Below are 16046 nucleotides of genomic sequence, written 5' to 3'. Positions count from 1 at the left end.
GTTAGGGGATGAGGGGAAAACGCTTGTCGCACGACAGCCAATGCATCATCTAGCCTCGTTGCAACCAACTCACTCGATACCCGGACTACTCTCAACCCTAATGACTCCAACAATTCCTGCCGTTGTCGATCGGCCTCTTTCTGCGAGTCATGCACCGCCCCATCCACTTCCACGATCAGCCGTTCTGCACCACAGAAAAAGTCAACAATGAATGCTCCAATCGGCTGCTGTCGTCTGAATTTTCGTCCTTCTAGTTTGCGTCCACGCAGGGCTTGCCAGAGGATCGCTTCGCTGTGAGTAGGTTCTTTGCGAAATTGGCGGGCAACTTCAGTCATTTTTTGCCTGAGCGCAGGGGAAATTTCCCAATATTCGCCGTCTTGTCCCTCTTCGCCAGCCTGAAGACTCTCACCCCTCGCCCCTCTCTCGTTCTGGGAGAGGGGAGCCAGATTGTCCGATCCCCCTTCTCCCTGCTTGGGAGAAGGGGTTAGGGGATGAGGGACAGGATGAGGGCTAAACAGCCCCCCATTCACATAGGGAAACCCATTCGCCCAATTGCGAATTCCCGCTGCCGGCCGATCCTTTAGCGGTGTCGCCATCGCCCGAAAAATCTCCGACAGCACTTCATGGGTATTCGAGGCATCACTGGCGCTCATCTGCTGCACGGTGGCAGTGAACAGGCGATCGCCGTGGAAAATATTCGTATCCTCCGCAAAAAAGCAGAAGATCAACCGCGCCATGAAGTGGTTCATCGCTTCCCGGCGATCGTCCGTGTCCCAGTCAGGGTTATCTTTCAGCAGTTCGATGTAGAGACGATTCAGCCGCCCCGTCGCCTTGATATCAAAGGCATTTTCCCGAATCTGCTTGACCGTCGTGATGCCCGCTAACGCCAGAAAAAACCCCGAAGTGGTCGGCAAAGTTGGGGTAGGCACAGGCGATGGTTTCGGCATCCGCCAGGTTTTCCGCCTCAAAACTGGTGCCGTCGGTCGCGAGGATAAACTTCACCTTCTGCCGCGCCGTCGCTGGGCTATCCCGCAATGCCGTCAGCGTCGCGCCCACCTCCCCCTCAGCACACACCTTCAAATGAATATTGTTGCGCTGGAGGACACCGCCGGGTAGATCCGATTGATTCGAGCTATTGCTTTTTAGCCGCTTGATCGTCGTAGCCTTATTCCCAAACGCCTCCAGAAACGCGAACGGAAACTCCTTTGGGTCAAAGGGGGATTCAGCTAACCGGGAAACGGCTTCTTCGATTTCGACTGCATTCATACTCCGACCATCAATAGCTCAGGGGCGATCGCTCAGAGCTTCAATGATCGCCTCTTAACGAAATTTTGAAATCTTACCCTGATTTTTTGATGATGGAGGATGCGATGGTCTCCGACCAGGCTTTGCCCATGGCGCAGTGTCTTCTGGGAAAATCGCAGTGCAGGAATCTTAAATTTTGAAAGAGGCTCTCAAAATGCTGCCCCAACCCAAGACTAAAGCGAGATAACTAGTGGATAACTAATTGGTAGCTGTATTTGCAACTGTGCTGGGATTTTTAAGCGCTGGGCGATCGCTTCACTACCAGGAGTGTGATGTCGTCTAGCACCTTTTGCTCCGCCATGTGGAGGTGCAAGTCAGCAATCACCGCTGCTTCAACGGCGATCGCTCCCTGCTGCCAGTGACGACTTGCCATCGTACAGAGTCGTTCCAGTCCATAAAACTCTCGGGAAGCGTTCATGGCTTCGGTGATGCCATCGGTATAGAGCACAATGCCATCCCCTGGCTGCAACTCGATCTCAATACTGTTGATCAAATCAGTGATTTCAAAGGCGAGTCCCAAGGGGAACCCCAGATCCATGGTGTCGATGCGCGTTACCTCCCCCGATGCCCGCAGGACAATTACCTCTTCATGTTGGCCACTGATGCGCAGTTTGCCCTCGAGATAGGTGAGTACGGCCAGGGTCAGACTCTTGTGGGTATTGATGCGGCGAATATTTTTGTAGAGGGTGCGGTTGAGGGTATCTAGAAACCTGACGGGATCTTGTTCCCGCAGTTCAGTCAGGGTGCGCACCGCCGTCTGCGTCATCAGCATTAACAGACCACTTTCGAGTCCGTGACCCGTGACATCGCCGATGCCAATGGTGACGACACCATCGGTTTCAAAGACATCATAGTAGTCACCGCCGACATCATCTGCCGCTTCTATAAAACTCGCAATATCCAGGTTGGCGATCGCCCGCAGTTCATCGGCTTTCGGCAAAATCATCTGCTGGATCTGACGGACGACATCGAGCTTGGCACCCATGTAGAGATTTTCAGCCTTCAGTTTTTCATTCAGTGCCAGGATTTGATCATGAGCGGCAGCCAGTTGTAGGGTGCGATCATGGACTCGATGTTCCAGGGTGGCATTGATCTGCCGTAACTCCGCTCTGACCTGCTCATTTTCACTCAACACCGCACAGAGCAGCAGGGTGGTGAGGGCAATCACACCAATGAAAGACTGGAGCAGCAACAGCGATTCATTGAGAGAGTCTCTGACAAAGGAGCCATACCCTTGAGCCGTTCCAATCACCGCCAGAATGGAGGTTGCAACCATCAGCAAGGTAGCACCGGGCTGTTGGAAGCGAAAGGCTGCCCAAACGATCAGCGGGATCAACATGTACTCCAGGGGATAGTGGCTGCTAAAGGCAATCCCGCTCACCGCCAAGACCAACAACACTAGGATGACCCCTTCCAGCGATCGCCGTTTGAGGAGATGCAGACACTGGGCGGCATCTCTGCCCCAAGCCACGATCAGTGGTGCCAAGATTAAAATTCCAAAGGCATCCCCTAGCCACCAATTCAACATCACCGTTGGGTAAGCTGACCAGGGTGCTTTGCCCAAGGCGCAGACCAGCGCCGCACAAATCGCCCCGACGGGCAGATGGCTGAAGCAACTTCCGACAACCACAAACCGCAGCACATCCTGGGAACGGTCTAAAATGTGGCGACCGTCCGTTAGTTTTTGTGTCCAGTAGACGGCCAACACCTTGCCAAAAGTGGTGATAGCCGTGACGGCTAGGGTCAAAAACAATCCTGACCCTGTCCACCCCTTAAATAAAGTAAATTCAAGAACAAAAATACTGACGAAGATCCCCACCCAGAGGGTATATCCCCACAGCAACATGACACCCACCGCCACCCCAGAGGCGATCCAAATCGGCGTAGAAGCCGCATCTGGGAGCGTCGCAAAGGCAATGGAAAACTGAGCAGCAGCATAGTAGGCGATCGCAGCGCCAACTTGCTTCCAGAGGTGGCAATGCCCCAAGTTAACTGATGGGGTTTGTCGTTGGGGATGAACCTTCATGGAATCGAAGGGCGACTCAGAACCCGATCCGCAGATGTGCATCTAGTATAAGGGAGAACCTGCCAGGTATCCCTAAGCTGCTGATGCTAGAGAGCTTTCCAGCCCCCCTAGCTGCGAGCCAATCAGTCAACCCCAAATTTAAAGGTTGAGTACATGACTTTGCCCTTGTAAGGCTGTGATCCCTATGAGATAAGCTTCACGGCAGGTACTTAAGCACAACATCTGCTGCCGGATTGAGGTGACTCAGCGAGGAATGCTGAACCATGGAGGGCAGGTTCAGCGCCCTAGCAACACTTTCTGAGAAAAACTGATTTAATCCAAATTCACCTTTGCAGTGAGTCTTTATACTTGGCTTGGATTGAATTACGGAGGAGGCCTTGACCGCTAAACTCCCCTGCCATACATACCCAGAACTTTAAATTGGTATCTTTTCTACCTGTTTAAAGTCTCTGTTTTCAGTATCATCGGCAGACCTATGTACTCGAAGAGGAAATTTCTGTGAGTGGAAATGAGTCGCGCGCTCAAGCAATTTATCAGATTACCAATCGAGAGCCGATGCCACCGAAAGCTCCCAAACGATTGGAAGATCTGTGGGCCACAGATGTATTTACGCTGAGTAAAATGCAAGAGAGCCTGCCCAAAAGCATCTTCAGGTCTCTGAAAAAAACCCATTCAATCTGGGGAACAGCTGGATAGCTCTGTTGCTGACGTGGTTGCCGTGGCAATGAAAGACTGGGCTATTGCTAAAGGTGCACTTTATTACGCTCACGTTTTCTATCCTCTGACCAATGCCACCGCCGAAAAGCACGATGGTTTTGTATCGGTACAAAGCGATGGCTCGGTAATCTCGGAATTCGCAGGCAAAGTCCTGGTTCAGGGGGAACCAGATGGTTCCTCGTTCCCCAGTGGCGGCATTCGCTCCACCTTTGAGGCTCGTGGCTATACTGCCTGGGATGTTACCAGTCCCGCCTTTGTCATGGAAACCGACAATGGGGCCACCCTCTGCATCCCCACGGTTTTTGTCTCCTGGACTGGGGAAGCCCTCGATAAAAAAACACCGCTATTGCGTTCCAATGCCGCCATGAACAAAGCGGCCACGAAGGTCTTGAAGCTCCTCGGAAACACTGAAGTTGCCACGGTCAACTCTAGTTGTGGTGCCGAACAGGAATACTTTTTGATCGATGCCAATTTTGCCAACTGTCGCCCCGATTTGTTATTGGCAGGCAGAACCCTATTTGGAAAACCGTCTCCTAAAGGTCAACAGTTTGATGACCATTATTTTGGGGCGATTCCTGAGCGCGTTCAGGTGTACATGCAGGATGTGGAAGAGCGGTTATATCGGCTCGGGATTCCTGCCAAGACCAGACACAATGAAGTGGCTCCGGGTCAGTTTGAAATTGCGCCCTTTTTTGAAGCGGCAAACGTGGCCACGGACCATCAACAATTGCTGATGACGATTTTGCGCAACACGGCCAAGAAGCATGGCTTTGTCTGCTTGCTCCATGAAAAACCCTTTGCTGGGATTAACGGCTCAGGGAAGCACGTCAACTGGTCGGTGGGCAATGCCACCCAGGGCAACTTGCTAGATCCGGGAGATACACCCCACTCCAACGCCCAATTTTTGGTGTTCTGTGGTGCGGTAATTCGCGGTGTTCACAAGTATGGACCGCTGTTGCGTTCCGTCGTAGCAACGGCGAGTAATGACCACCGCCTGGGTGCCAATGAAGCCCCCCCCAGCAATTATTTCGGTCTACCTGGGATCGCAATTAGAAGATGTATTTGAGCAAATTAGCAAGGGTGAGGTCAAGGGTTCCAAGAGCAGGGGGGTGATGAATATTGGGGTGGATACCCTGCCACTGTTGCCCAAAGATCCCGGCGATCGCAACCGCACCTCCCCCTTTGCCTTTACGGGGAATCGATTTGAGTTTCGTGCTGTTGGCTCAGGCCAATCCGTGGCCGGCCCCTTGGTGGCGATGAATACCATCCTGGCAGACTCCTTAAACTGGATGGCCGACAAGTTGGAAACTGCTCTGGAAAAAGGAACAGAGTTGAATACTGCCATTCATACCGTCCTCAAGGAGGTCATGGATGAGCATGGTGCGGTGGTCTTCAACGGCAACGGGTATTCGGAAGAATGGCACAAAATGGCTGAGGAGCGGGGATTAGCCAACCTGCATACCACCGCAGATGCATTGCCCGTTTTGAAGGAACCGTACATTGAAGAACTGTTCCAGAAGATGGGAGTTCTATCTCCGGTTGAGTTGGCCAGTCGGTTTGAAACCTACTCAGAACAGTACATTCTTTCGATTGAAGTCGAGGCAAAACTGGTGGTGAGCATGGCAAAAACAGCCATTTACCCTGCCGCCACTCGATACTTGTCTGACCTTTCTAGCACCATTGCCGGTCTCAAGGAAATTGGGGTTGAGTTTGAAGACGAAAGTCTCAAAAAGGTCGCTTCTCTAACTCAATCGATGATGGACTTGGTGAGCAAGTTAAGCCTGGCATTGAGCAAGCACGATTTTGCTACCCCTGAAGACCACATGCAGTATCTAGCAAAAACAGTGCGTCCGTTAATGGATGGCGTGCGTGAATACGCAGATGCCCTTGAAGGTGAAGTGGCTGATGACCTCTGGCCCTTACCCACTTATCAGGAAATGTTGTTCATTAAATAGCATTTCTTTACTTGAGCAGGACCGTTCACAATGAACGGTCTTTTTTTTTGATCAATCTGGAACGATGGCAGCAGGATTTTTTGGTGTGCCCTAGAGAATGCTCTATAATCCTGCCAGTTTTGTAAGTAGGTTTGCTGTGAACACAGGTTTATTCTCGCGGCTATCCCGTAGGAAATCTCATCAACGCGGCTACCCATCCGATTTGGATCAGCCGCATCCTCCCCGGAAACCTAATCTTTGGCATTTTCTAGCAGGGGGAATGCTGCTGTTACTGGTCGTTGCTGAGCCTAGCCCAGCTCAGACTGCCAACCCGACCTTACGAGTAGGGACGCGCGTCATTTCACCCTTCGTGATCCAGGAGAAGGGTCAACTCACAGGCTTCAGCATGGAGCTTTGGCAAGGCATCGCCAAGGAAATGGGGGTGCAGTCAGACCTCATCGTTAAACCGACGGTGAAGGATCTCCTCACCGATGTGAAGTCTGGGAAGGTGAATGTGGGCATTGCCGCCATTTCCATCACGGCGGAACGAGAGAAGGAGTTGGATTTCTCGCTGCCCATGTTTCAATCGGGTTTGGAAATTCTGATTCGAACCAACATGTCCAACGGAGGCGGGGGGTTCAACCTGGCGTCGATTATCTTTTCTGCTGGGTTTTTTACAACTGGTAGGAATTACGGTGCTGATGATTCTGGTGCCAGCTCATTTGATCTGGTTGTTCGAGCGTCATCGAGAAGATAGCATCTTCCAGCGTCAGTCTTATTTCCCAGGGATCTTCACGGCAATTTGGTGGTCAGCAGGCACCTTGGGCGCTCAAGTAGACGATATGCCCAAAGGCCCACTGGGACGGATCGTTGCCATCTTGATGATGTTTACCAGTGTGGTTTTTTATTGCTTACTTTACAGCGACCGTGACCACGTCCCTGACGGTACAGCAACTTCAAGGCAGTATTCGAGGACCAGACGATTTACCAGGGAAACGGGTTGCCACCACCACAGGCAGCAGTTCAGCAACGTACTTGCAACAACGCAAAATTCAATTCGCAGAATATCCCCAGATTGAGAAAGCCTATCAAGCGCTGCTCGATAACAAAGTTGATGCGGTGGTATTTGATGCGCCGGTGTTGCTCTACTATGCCTCGAATCAGGGCAAGGGGAAGGTGGAGGTCGTCGGGAATATTTTCCGTCGTGAGGACTATGGCATTGCCCTAGCAAAAAATAGCCCCTATCGCAAACGCATTAATGAGGCACTCCTGGTGTTAAAGGAGAATGGCACTTACCAGGAGCTTTATAAAAAATGGTTTGCCAGCGAGTAACCAGACGAGGGAACATGGGTACTTAGACCAACCCTCCCTTCGCCAGTCTACAATTTGGATCAGTGAAACCCCTAGGTGCAAGAGACTCCCTTGGAAAAAAACTGGCCTGTCAGGAAAGCTACCCCCAAAGCCGCTCCAGGATGATATTCCGGAGGCACTTCGCATCACTCCCAGTGCAGGTTCCTCCCCCCGAAAATCCTCTCGGCTCCGTTGGGCTGTAATTCTGCTAGGGCTGGGGGCGATCGCGCCACTCAGTCTTTGGGGCTTCCTGCAAGTTCTGCGTCCGGCCAATCTCGCCTCGTCAGCTAATTCGGCAACTCCCCAGCCTTCGATCTCGGGACAGCCTGCAGATCAAGTTTTAGGGCATTTTGCCTATGCCGAAGCACCCCACTCAGAGTTAGCCCCGATCGTTGCTGATGGCAGCCTGAAACTGCGTCGAGCCGCAGCAAGGGCTTTTCAGCAGATGGTGGCGGCTGCCCAGGCAGATGGAGTGTCCCTGGTGCCAATTTCTGGGTTTCGCACCATTGCGGATCAAAACTATCTGTTTTTCAAAGTTAAAGAAGAACGGGAACAAACGACGGCCAAACGAGCGGAAGTAAGTGCCCCTCCGGGCTACAGTGAACATCATACGGGTTATGCCGTGGACATCGGTGATGGGACGGTTCCCGCCACAAATCTGAACCGCGATTTTGAAAACACCCATGCCTTTCAATGGCTGCAAGTCCATGCGGCTGGCTTTAGCTTTGAGTTGTCCTTCCCCCAGGGCAATCCTCAGGGGGTGAGTTACGAACCCTGGCACTGGCGATTCGTCGGCGATCGCGCCAGCCTAGAGACGTTCTATAAAGCCCGAGGGCACACAGCCCAACCCTAGCCATGCGTCTGAATATGCTGAACCTCACTGCCATCGGAAGATGGTACTGAGATCACTGCACTGGGTAGAATCGATGGCTTAAAGGCAATGCCAATCACGATCAGACCAGGCCAATATAGATAAGCTAAAATTTCTAAATTTTCACCAAACGTATAGAGAAACAGTGTAAAAAGAATCCCTAATGCCACTCTAGCAGTTTCATATTTTTGAGATTTAAACAATAACACAAAAAAACTAATCACCATTGGGATTGCTAAGGAATAAAACCCCACAAGACCCTTAACAAATAATAAACCAAACCAGGTGTGATGGGAGCCAATGGGCATAAACTCCGTTACATGAGGGCCAGCTTCAACAACACCATGTCCCCAAATTGGGGCTTCTGTTTCCCAGCGATGACCCGCAATTTCTCTGAGGATGCCTCTGACCTTACTGGATGCGGCTCTGGCTTCGGAGAATTTCGTCATGATCGTATCGAGGGTACTGAGAATCGCAGGTGCAAACATCCCCGTAATCGTGGTAGTAAATCCCAGAAAAATGAGAATAATAGGGCGGCTCAAGCGGGAAAGGAAAAAGGTAATAATCGGAGTTAAGAGCAATGAAACTAAAGATAATCGAGATTTACAAATGTAACCTAAATAAATCGATCCAATAATGCCATACCAACGCCATTTGGGATTTTTTTCCCCTAGGACCAAAATAAAATAAATACTGGCAACAAACCCCAGGGCTGGCCCCCAAGGGGTGAAGAGACGTTGGCGAATTTGACCATCGAAATCGACTTCATAAAAGGAAACATCAAAGAAGCGATCGCTGGGGCCACCGACAAGCCGAAGCGGAGAAACATAGATAATTTCGGGAAAATGTAAGATTGGAGCCGCAATTAACAACGGAGAGATGATCAGCGTTTGCAAACCGATAATGCAAATTGCCCGGTAGATGATTTGGGGGCGGATATTAAGAGCACCAACCAAGGGATAGAGAGCTAAAGCAGCCCACCCTTTAGCCCATCCGACAGAAGATTTGATCAGCTCGCCCATCGACAAGTCATAGTCTAAATGACCGATGATTAATGCCACTTCCATGGCCAACATCCCCAGAATCCAAACCCAGGTAATGCAAGGAACAACAATTTTTTCTTCGGCAGGGGTATCTTCCGTTTGCACCCAAACCTTGAACAATAAATAAAGGGTTAGAATCCAACTTAAAACCGAGCCAACAATATATGTTGCACCGATTAGATAGAAGCCATAGGTCCATATGATGCTGTACCAAACCATTCGTTCTGGAAAGTTTTTAGGTTGAATGGTGGGGCTGTCAGACATAGAGGATTTACGGGGATTGGCTGCTCAAAGGAGCTTAAGTGAGGCTTAGGAAAGAATGTCTTGAATTGTTTTCTTGGTGACTTTGAGAATGGGAGTCCGCCACCAGATTAACGTTAAGCCGAGCGTGATTAAAATCGAGCCGCAAATGGAGCCAATAACCACGAGTTTTGGTTTTGGAGCCGTAGGTTCTTCAGGGAGACTAGGATCTTCAACCAACTCTAGCAACGGGAAAGAACCGTAGGGGTCACTGTTTCCTAAATCTACTTTTGCCAAGGTAGAGGTAAAAATTGCCTCCGCTATTTGAAGTTCTCGAAAACGCCGATCTAAAATGGATTGTTTTTGGGAAAAAAGATTCAGTCGAGTTTCTAGTTGATCTATTTGTTGGGTTAATACGGCTAGTTGGCCCACCAGACCTTGATGTTCTGAATTCAGCTGTACCAGTTGTTGAAACAGCTCACCACGTTTAATTCCCGAGCCATTACTATTGTCTAGACTCAGGCGTTCTAATGCAAATTGATTAATAGTTCTCCCTAACAGTAAACGCCCTCTTTTCAGGAGCACAAGCAGGGCAGCAGATTGTTTTTCACGGAGGGCAATGACATCAGGATAGTTGTCCCCCCCGATTTTCCAGCAATGTTTTCAGAGCCAGGGTGGACTCACTATAATCCTTCAAACTTTTTTGGAATTGTTGATCGGTTTGGAGCAGCAGGGCTGCCGCCGCGTCCTCAGCCGAGAGTCCCAAATTAGCAGAGAGTTGATGTTGGCGATCGCGGGTTTGTCGTTCCTGGGCTCTGAGTTCAGCTCGTTGTTTGCGTAGGCTTTCAATATTACCAATTAAATTGGTGATTTGTTCCACAGAGTTGAGACCCGATGACGCTTTGTAGCTAGAGAGACGGAGTTGAGCATTGGCGAGTTTTTCTTGGGCGCTGGCGACGGCTTGCTTAATCGCTTTATTGCGTTGGGCCTGTTCGTTAGCTCGTAATACTGTCAGACGATCGGTTAAGGCAAGATAAAGGGCCCTTGCCTTTTCTTGGGCTTGTTCCCCACTGTTGCCACTGATCTTAATCTCCATCATGGTTGTATTATTGATGATTTTGACTTTTGGCTCACCAAAGTCTGTCTCTGATAAATGCACCAATTCTGCGGCATTTCGCAAAATAGTCGCTCCCATGACCATCAATTTGTAATTTTCCCGTGGGTCAGAGGTTGCACCAAAAGCAGACGTGGTGGAAGTGACAGCCTGCCCCACATCTGGCAAATTGACATTGACACCCTGTCCATTTGCGGCAACATTCAGGGTTAATTCACTGGTATAGATCGGCTTTACGTTTTTTAAATACCCTAGGGAAAAAGCCCAGATTATTCCATTAGCGAGTAGAGCAACAATAATATATTTTAAAATGCGTGGCCAGGGCAACAATTTCCCTGAGACTGTTGTTTGTAATTCTACCGATAGTGATTTAGGCTCAGTTTCCATCAACGTAAGAAATTGAGTAATAAAAGCAGGGGATTTAGAGGATTTAGCAGGTCTGAAATTGAGCGAAAAATATCCCGAGTATTAGTGATATTTGAATCATAGCAAGCAACTCCATCTCTCGGTAGAAGTGGCGGGTTATCTTCATTACTATAAGAGTTGCGTAATAATTCTTCCACCTTTCGTTCGACAACGGTCGTTTTACCCGTCAACGCATCAACACGGACTAAAATGGCTTTTCGATCGGCGTTTGTAGTGGAAATTCCTCCGGCACAGTTGGCAGAAATCACCGCTTGGCTAAAGCGAGCCCCATAGGGAAAGGTAATCCCCTCCTGTTGGTTGCCAACGGCAGAGGTGGCGTTACTAGTCGCAGGCGTGGTGAGATTGGAAACAAAAACTTTAATCCCTGGAGGTGTAATTTGAGAAGGACGCATGAGTTCGGGTTGAAAGCGATCGCTCCTGGGCACAATAATTTGATCCCCTGCGATCAGGGGAATATCTTCAATTGGCGTTCCGGTAAAAACTCCTGAAAGGTCAATGGTTTGCTCTTGATGCCCCCGTCTCAATTTCACTTGGGTAACATTCGCTGTTGGTAAAATTCCCCCGGCTGCCCGAATCGCAACAGTCAGATACCGTCTCACGGGATAATTGCCTGTTATCTGCCGACTATCTCCCGAAATTGAAGTGATCATGGGAACATCACTAGGTTCATTAATTAACACCCGTCCCGGTTGAAAAAGTTCTCCAGCAATGCTGACTTGCACCGGAGCCCAAATCACGACTTGAACGGACAGTTGCAGCCGCTGAGGCGGAAAAAAGTTTTTTTTTAATCAGGGCTTCAGATAAGTTTTTTCTGAACTGCTTGTGGCTCTAGTCCTAAAACAGAAACTAACCCCAAATAAGGAACTTCTAAATTGCCATCCTGGTTAACCTCATAGACCCGTGCAAAATAGGTTTCATTGGGAATGGAGACTTCGATGCGATCCCCCGGTGAGAGGGGTAAGGCTGTAGCGGGAAGAACAAGCAGACCAGAAAGTAGGCCACTGACCGTCGCCAGTATTGCCCATTCAGGCATCTTTAAAGACATATCGAGAAGCCCAGACGGTAAAGAAAGGCAGACAAATCAGATGTGTTAAAAATACAGCCGTGGCAACTCCCACGCCTTGCCAATGGACACCAATTAATAAGGCGATCGCAAAAATAACAGTAAAAATTAGATTCCAAATCAAGTCCAGTTTGGGCTGACTGATGGCTAACAGCAACTGGGAAGCAGAATCCGCAAAGGGACGGGGAATGGCTGATAGACAAATTAAAATCAAAATTGGTGTCGCAGCAATCCATTTATGTCCAAAGACAATTGGCACATAAAAAGGTGCCAGCGATGCTTGGAGCAAAACCAGGGGAATAATAATCAGGCCAATGGTTTTGAGACTTTGTAGATATCGAGATTTAAATTGTTGTAAATTATCGCGCACATCACATAAATGGGGCAATAAGGCCGACTTCACTGAGGTAATAATTCCCAAGCTGATACCTAATCCTGCATTAAAGGCAAAATAATAAATGCCCAGCGCATCTAGACTTAAAAATCGTCCGATAATCAAATAGTCTAAATTGGCTCGGAGGGTATTCAGTAATTCCACACCCAAGACACTCTGTCCGAAACCCACTAAGTCTCCCCAATGCTCCGTCGTAAATTTCCCCTGGGGTCGCCAGGGATGATTTTTGGTAATGATATAAACCCAAATGGGTGCGACCAGAATTTTTGGTAACACGATCGCCCACATTCCCAATCCAGCGATCGCCAAAATAGCTGAAAGAATATTATCGGTGGAAATTTGTGTCATTTCCGTCAGGGCAATCACCTTAAAACGCCCTTCCCGTTGCAACAGTGCCGCCTGCACCAGTCCTTGGGGAATCATTAACAAATTCAAACCCATGACACAGATCGGCAAAATAATTTGAGTATCCCGATAAAACCAAGCAATGGGAAATGAAACTACGCATTGAATAAAAAATAGCCCGATAAACATAGCCCAGTTCAGCCAGTAGGCCGACTGGGAAAGATGGGATAAATTTTCTGCCTCAGTTTGAATTAAGCGGACGACGACCCCATTGCGAGTAAAGACGCGGACAAACTCATTGCTAGTTAACACCAACGCCGCTGAACCATAGTCATGTTGAGTCAGAAAACGCGCCAAAATAATGGTTGCTAACAACCGAGAAACCCGAATCAGCGCCCCCGATCCGCCTAGCCACCCCACATTACGGACAAACGGACTATCTAGTTGTTGCAACTTAGCAGTTAGCCATTGTTTCACATTGTCACGTCTCCTAGAAATGCTTCCCAATGATCTAAGCAATTTTCCCAAGCATTTACTACGGAGGCTCTGCCATTTTTGCCCCACGTGATCAAATCTTGCTCCGCTAATGCAGCGATCGCATCTTTCCAGGCATCCAGATCATTAAGGGGAATTACCTCACCGCATCCCTGAACCTGTTCAGGTAAGCCATCAACCGCTGCGACCAAGACGGCTTTCCCCGCTGCCTTTGCCTCCAAACAGACTAAGCCCCAGGGTTCCCAACGAGACGGAATTACCACCCCATGACACCGAGACAGAAATTGTGCAACATCGCCAATGGTGCCAACCATTTGAACCTGGGGTAGATTTTCAGCTAGCTGCTGAAGGATGGCTTCATCGGGCCCATACCCCCCTAAGAGGAGTTGAAATTTTTCCGACGGCAGTTGAGCCATCACTTTGAGTAATCGATCAAATCCTTTTTGGCGCGCAAATCGTCCATAGGCTCCCAGAATTAGGGGGCTGGAGGGAAATTTAGCGGGCAGCGTCAACAAATTTTCCACCCTGGATGCAGGGGTAATCACCCTGACTTTCCTTGGATTGACCAGATGGGCAGCCAGCATCCATTGACATTGAGCCTGGGAAACACTCACTACCCCATTGGCAATTCCATAGGCAATTCTTAGGAGCCAACGAAACCGCATTCTTGAATGAACTTGATCAGCTTCAAACCCTTGACAATAATGATGTTCACAAATGAATAAGGGACTTTTCGTCTTGAAATACACCAAATCCCAAAGATATTTCCAGGCACAGGGATAGTGGAAAACAATCAGATCGGGTTTTTCAGTTTTCAACAGTGCCCTGGCTTCTTCCAGGCGGAGTACTAAAAAAGCAAAGCGATCGCGCAATCGAGACACCACCAATTGCTTCACAAAGTGATTGGAGCCACCTGCCCGCTTATCCCCAATGATATGCCAAACTTTCGACTTCATTGCTGCATCCCATTGGTGTAGTTACCCATTTTGCAACCAAGCAGACAAATCCCGCCCAATCAAATCCTGACAAGTTAAAATATCACTGCGATAAAGGGTTATTAAGAATTCTCTAACTTCTGGCGATAATTTTGGTGTTACCAAGTTACTATGTTGAATTCTTTGACGGAACCTCTCAGGAAAAAGGGGCTTTGATAAGGTTTTAAAGAGATTTGGTTTGGTCAGGAATTGATGCAGGATTGAATTTTTAGGGACTCCTGATTTGTTCGGACGAATGGTCATGTCTGGGATGAAAGTTGGGTCAACTTGGAGAAAATTAAAAAGATCCTGAAGCAGCCAATGGCATCGTTCGACTAAATCTTCATATAAATAAACTTTAATTTTATCGGCATCAAAAATGTCATAATAACGCTTTAACTGACACCCATAATAACCTAGCTGAACATAATGCCAAAACCATTCCCAATTGTTTTGAATACGTTGAGCTTCTCCCCTGAGTGCTTGGATAAAATTCCGTTCTAGTTCTCGATCATCCCGCACTAGATGCAGAAAATTTGCATAGGCTCGATCCGCTGGATTTCGCAAAATCACAATCAAACGCACCCCTGGCAAATGTTCAGCAATTCTTTGGGGAGCCTGGGGATGATAAAGATAAAGCGGACAGGCTTCTCCGATCGCAATTTCATCTTTAACCCCAGCAAATAATTGCTGATAAGTTACTAGATCCGTAACTGAAAACTGATTAATAGCTGTATCCCCCACCCCTTGAAAATCAAGGGTCTCTCCCTGATAGGCAAAAAAATTCGTTTCCTTATCAGGGGTCATGAAAATTTGAGGATGTTGCTGAAGATAGGTGTGGAGTGCAGTCGTACCTGCCTTAGCCGCCCCAATAATCAGAAAATTTGGCATGACCATAAGTGTTTAATCAGACAGAATGCCTGAATATGTTAGAGATTGCTAACATGGCAATTTCCTCCTCCCCCTGTTCTGACCAGAGCATTCTTGCTGCCTGGGGTTCCCAATAAACTTTCCCTCCCAGGCATCACCCCCAGGCGTCTGGGGAGAGCTGGATGCAGGACGAATTTCAACCCCCTCATCTATATTTTGCTCACAGGTGGCGCTGTTGAAGGCAAGCGCCTAAGGAAATGTCCCAGGGAAAAGACATTCCCAGTTTTGCCTCAGGAGCGCATCTATTGCTACAGAGATGCCACCGATCCTTCAACCTTCCCGAGGTCAGCGTTTGGCAATCTAGGCATTGGTTTCGATTATCCTGCCTTTCATCCCAGCACCTCTCTCTCTTGGCGCAAGCTGCAAGTAGCAGTGGAACCTTCCCCACCGGGGAGCGAACGTTAACCCTCTGTTACGATGGCGGTCGTTGCCTCAATCAAAACATCCGCCGTCATGGATGTCTCATCCGAAGCCATATCCGCTGTGGAGACATCTTCACTAGCTTCCGAGAGAACTGCTTCTTCGCCCACTGGGGCTACAAATTTGCTCGGTTTAGGCCCCCGCATGAGAGCAGGATTTTTGGCCTGTCTGGGTTCGTCGTCGTAGGCGTCTTTTTTACCTCTCCCTTTGCCTTTGTCCCGACCCTGGGTTGGACGACCATGGCCGGAGTCTTCCAAGGGTTTAGCACGGGGGGTGCTTTCGCTGGCAACGGGTTGAGCTGGACGCTCAGACTTTTTGATGGGGCGTTCTACCATTGTTAAGACCTGTTAACTATTAGTATCCTACCCGGAGCGGGGTACCGTCGCCCAGGGGTTCGAT

General features: G+C 49.0%; 14 protein-coding genes and 2 pseudogenes. 4 read left to right on the top strand and 12 right to left on the bottom strand.

Translation table 11 applies throughout. The features are described from left to right. The 3 genes and pseudogenes from DO97_RS30835 to DO97_RS26025 form a co-directional block, all read right to left on the bottom strand. Positions 1-335, bottom strand: a 335-nt coding sequence (locus DO97_RS30835; RefSeq protein ID WP_036531831.1) for a DUF559 domain-containing protein, incomplete at its 3' end; no start/stop codon positions are given. 174 nt (positions 336-509) lie between these two features. Further along, positions 510-1266, bottom strand: a pseudogene (locus DO97_RS30830) (type IIL restriction-modification enzyme MmeI); the annotation flags it as partial. A gap of 274 nt (positions 1267-1540) precedes the next feature. Beyond that, on the bottom strand, positions 1541-3331 hold the full coding sequence (locus tag DO97_RS26025) for an MASE1 domain-containing protein (RefSeq protein ID WP_052128455.1): 1791 nt from the start codon (positions 3329-3331) through the stop codon (positions 1541-1543). Between the two features lie 498 nt (positions 3332-3829). On the opposite strand from DO97_RS26025, the pseudogene DO97_RS30105 reads away from it, so the two are divergent. The 4 genes and pseudogenes from DO97_RS30105 (at position 3830) to DO97_RS06160 (ending at position 8185) form a co-directional block, all read left to right on the top strand. Next, positions 3830-6003: pseudogene (locus DO97_RS30105) on the top strand (glutamine synthetase III family protein). A 259-nt stretch (positions 6004-6262) separates the two neighbouring features. Then, on the top strand, positions 6263-6739 hold the full coding sequence (locus DO97_RS24945) for a transporter substrate-binding domain-containing protein (protein WP_204368509.1): 477 nt from the start codon (positions 6263-6265) through the stop codon (positions 6737-6739). Positions 6740-6876: 137 nt separating this feature from the next. Beyond that, positions 6877-7314 carry a transporter substrate-binding domain-containing protein gene (locus DO97_RS24940; protein WP_204368508.1) on the top strand — a complete coding sequence of 146 codons (438 nt, stop codon included), beginning with the start codon at positions 6877-6879 and terminating at the stop codon, positions 7312-7314. Continuing rightward, positions 7268-8185, top strand: a complete 918-nt coding sequence (locus DO97_RS06160) for a M15 family metallopeptidase (RefSeq protein ID WP_081980644.1) — start codon at positions 7268-7270, stop codon at positions 8183-8185. Before DO97_RS24940 ends, DO97_RS06160 begins: the two co-directional genes overlap by 47 nt. Here DO97_RS06160 and DO97_RS06155 read toward each other — a convergent pair. The 9 genes from DO97_RS06155 to DO97_RS24610 all read right to left on the bottom strand — a co-directional run bounded on the left by DO97_RS06155 (position 8182) and on the right by DO97_RS24610 (position 15982). After that, on the bottom strand, positions 8182-9510 hold the full coding sequence (locus tag DO97_RS06155) for a capsular biosynthesis protein (RefSeq protein WP_052128454.1): 1329 nt from the start codon (positions 9508-9510) through the stop codon (positions 8182-8184). The two genes, DO97_RS06160 and DO97_RS06155, sit on opposite strands and share 4 nt — an antisense overlap. Before the next feature lie 45 nt (positions 9511-9555). Then, the gene (locus tag DO97_RS24935; RefSeq protein ID WP_204368507.1) at positions 9556-10071 is read right to left on the bottom strand and encodes a hypothetical protein; all 516 of its coding nucleotides are present in this window, start codon (positions 10069-10071) and stop codon (positions 9556-9558) included. A gap of 40 nt (positions 10072-10111) precedes the next feature. Next, positions 10112-10927, bottom strand: a complete 816-nt coding sequence (locus DO97_RS24930) for a GumC domain-containing protein (RefSeq protein WP_204368506.1) — start codon at positions 10925-10927, stop codon at positions 10112-10114. 59 nt (positions 10928-10986) lie between these two features. Further along, the gene (locus DO97_RS06145) at positions 10987-11763 is read right to left on the bottom strand and encodes a polysaccharide biosynthesis/export family protein (RefSeq protein ID WP_204368505.1); all 777 of its coding nucleotides are present in this window, start codon (positions 11761-11763) and stop codon (positions 10987-10989) included. 59 nt (positions 11764-11822) lie between these two features. Continuing rightward, the gene (locus tag DO97_RS24925; RefSeq protein WP_204368504.1) at positions 11823-12071 is read right to left on the bottom strand and encodes a polysaccharide biosynthesis/export family protein; all 249 of its coding nucleotides are present in this window, start codon (positions 12069-12071) and stop codon (positions 11823-11825) included. Beyond that, positions 12052-13305, bottom strand: coding sequence for a lipopolysaccharide biosynthesis protein (locus DO97_RS06140; protein ID WP_036531813.1), 1254 nt, complete (start codon positions 13303-13305; stop codon positions 12052-12054). Before DO97_RS06140 ends, DO97_RS24925 begins: the two co-directional genes overlap by 20 nt. Then, positions 13302-14279 (bottom strand): glycosyltransferase family 4 protein, encoded by a 978-nt coding sequence (locus tag DO97_RS06135; RefSeq protein WP_036531811.1) that lies wholly within the window; start codon positions 14277-14279, stop codon positions 13302-13304. Before DO97_RS06135 ends, DO97_RS06140 begins: the two co-directional genes overlap by 4 nt. Positions 14280-14300: 21 nt before the next feature. Then, the gene (locus DO97_RS06130; RefSeq protein ID WP_239651509.1) at positions 14301-15188 is read right to left on the bottom strand and encodes a sulfotransferase; all 888 of its coding nucleotides are present in this window, start codon (positions 15186-15188) and stop codon (positions 14301-14303) included. Positions 15189-15628: 440 nt separating this feature from the next. After that, positions 15629-15982, bottom strand: a complete 354-nt coding sequence (locus DO97_RS24610) for a hypothetical protein (RefSeq protein WP_052128453.1) — start codon at positions 15980-15982, stop codon at positions 15629-15631. Positions 15983-16046 lie beyond the last annotated feature (64 nt).

The sequence above is a fragment of the Neosynechococcus sphagnicola sy1 genome, assembly GCF_000775285.1.
Lineage (GTDB): Bacteria > Cyanobacteriota > Cyanobacteriia > Neosynechococcales > Neosynechococcaceae > Neosynechococcus > Neosynechococcus sphagnicola.
The sequence above is the reverse complement of the archived record's forward strand: the minus strand, read 5'-3'. Positions and strand labels throughout refer to the sequence as shown.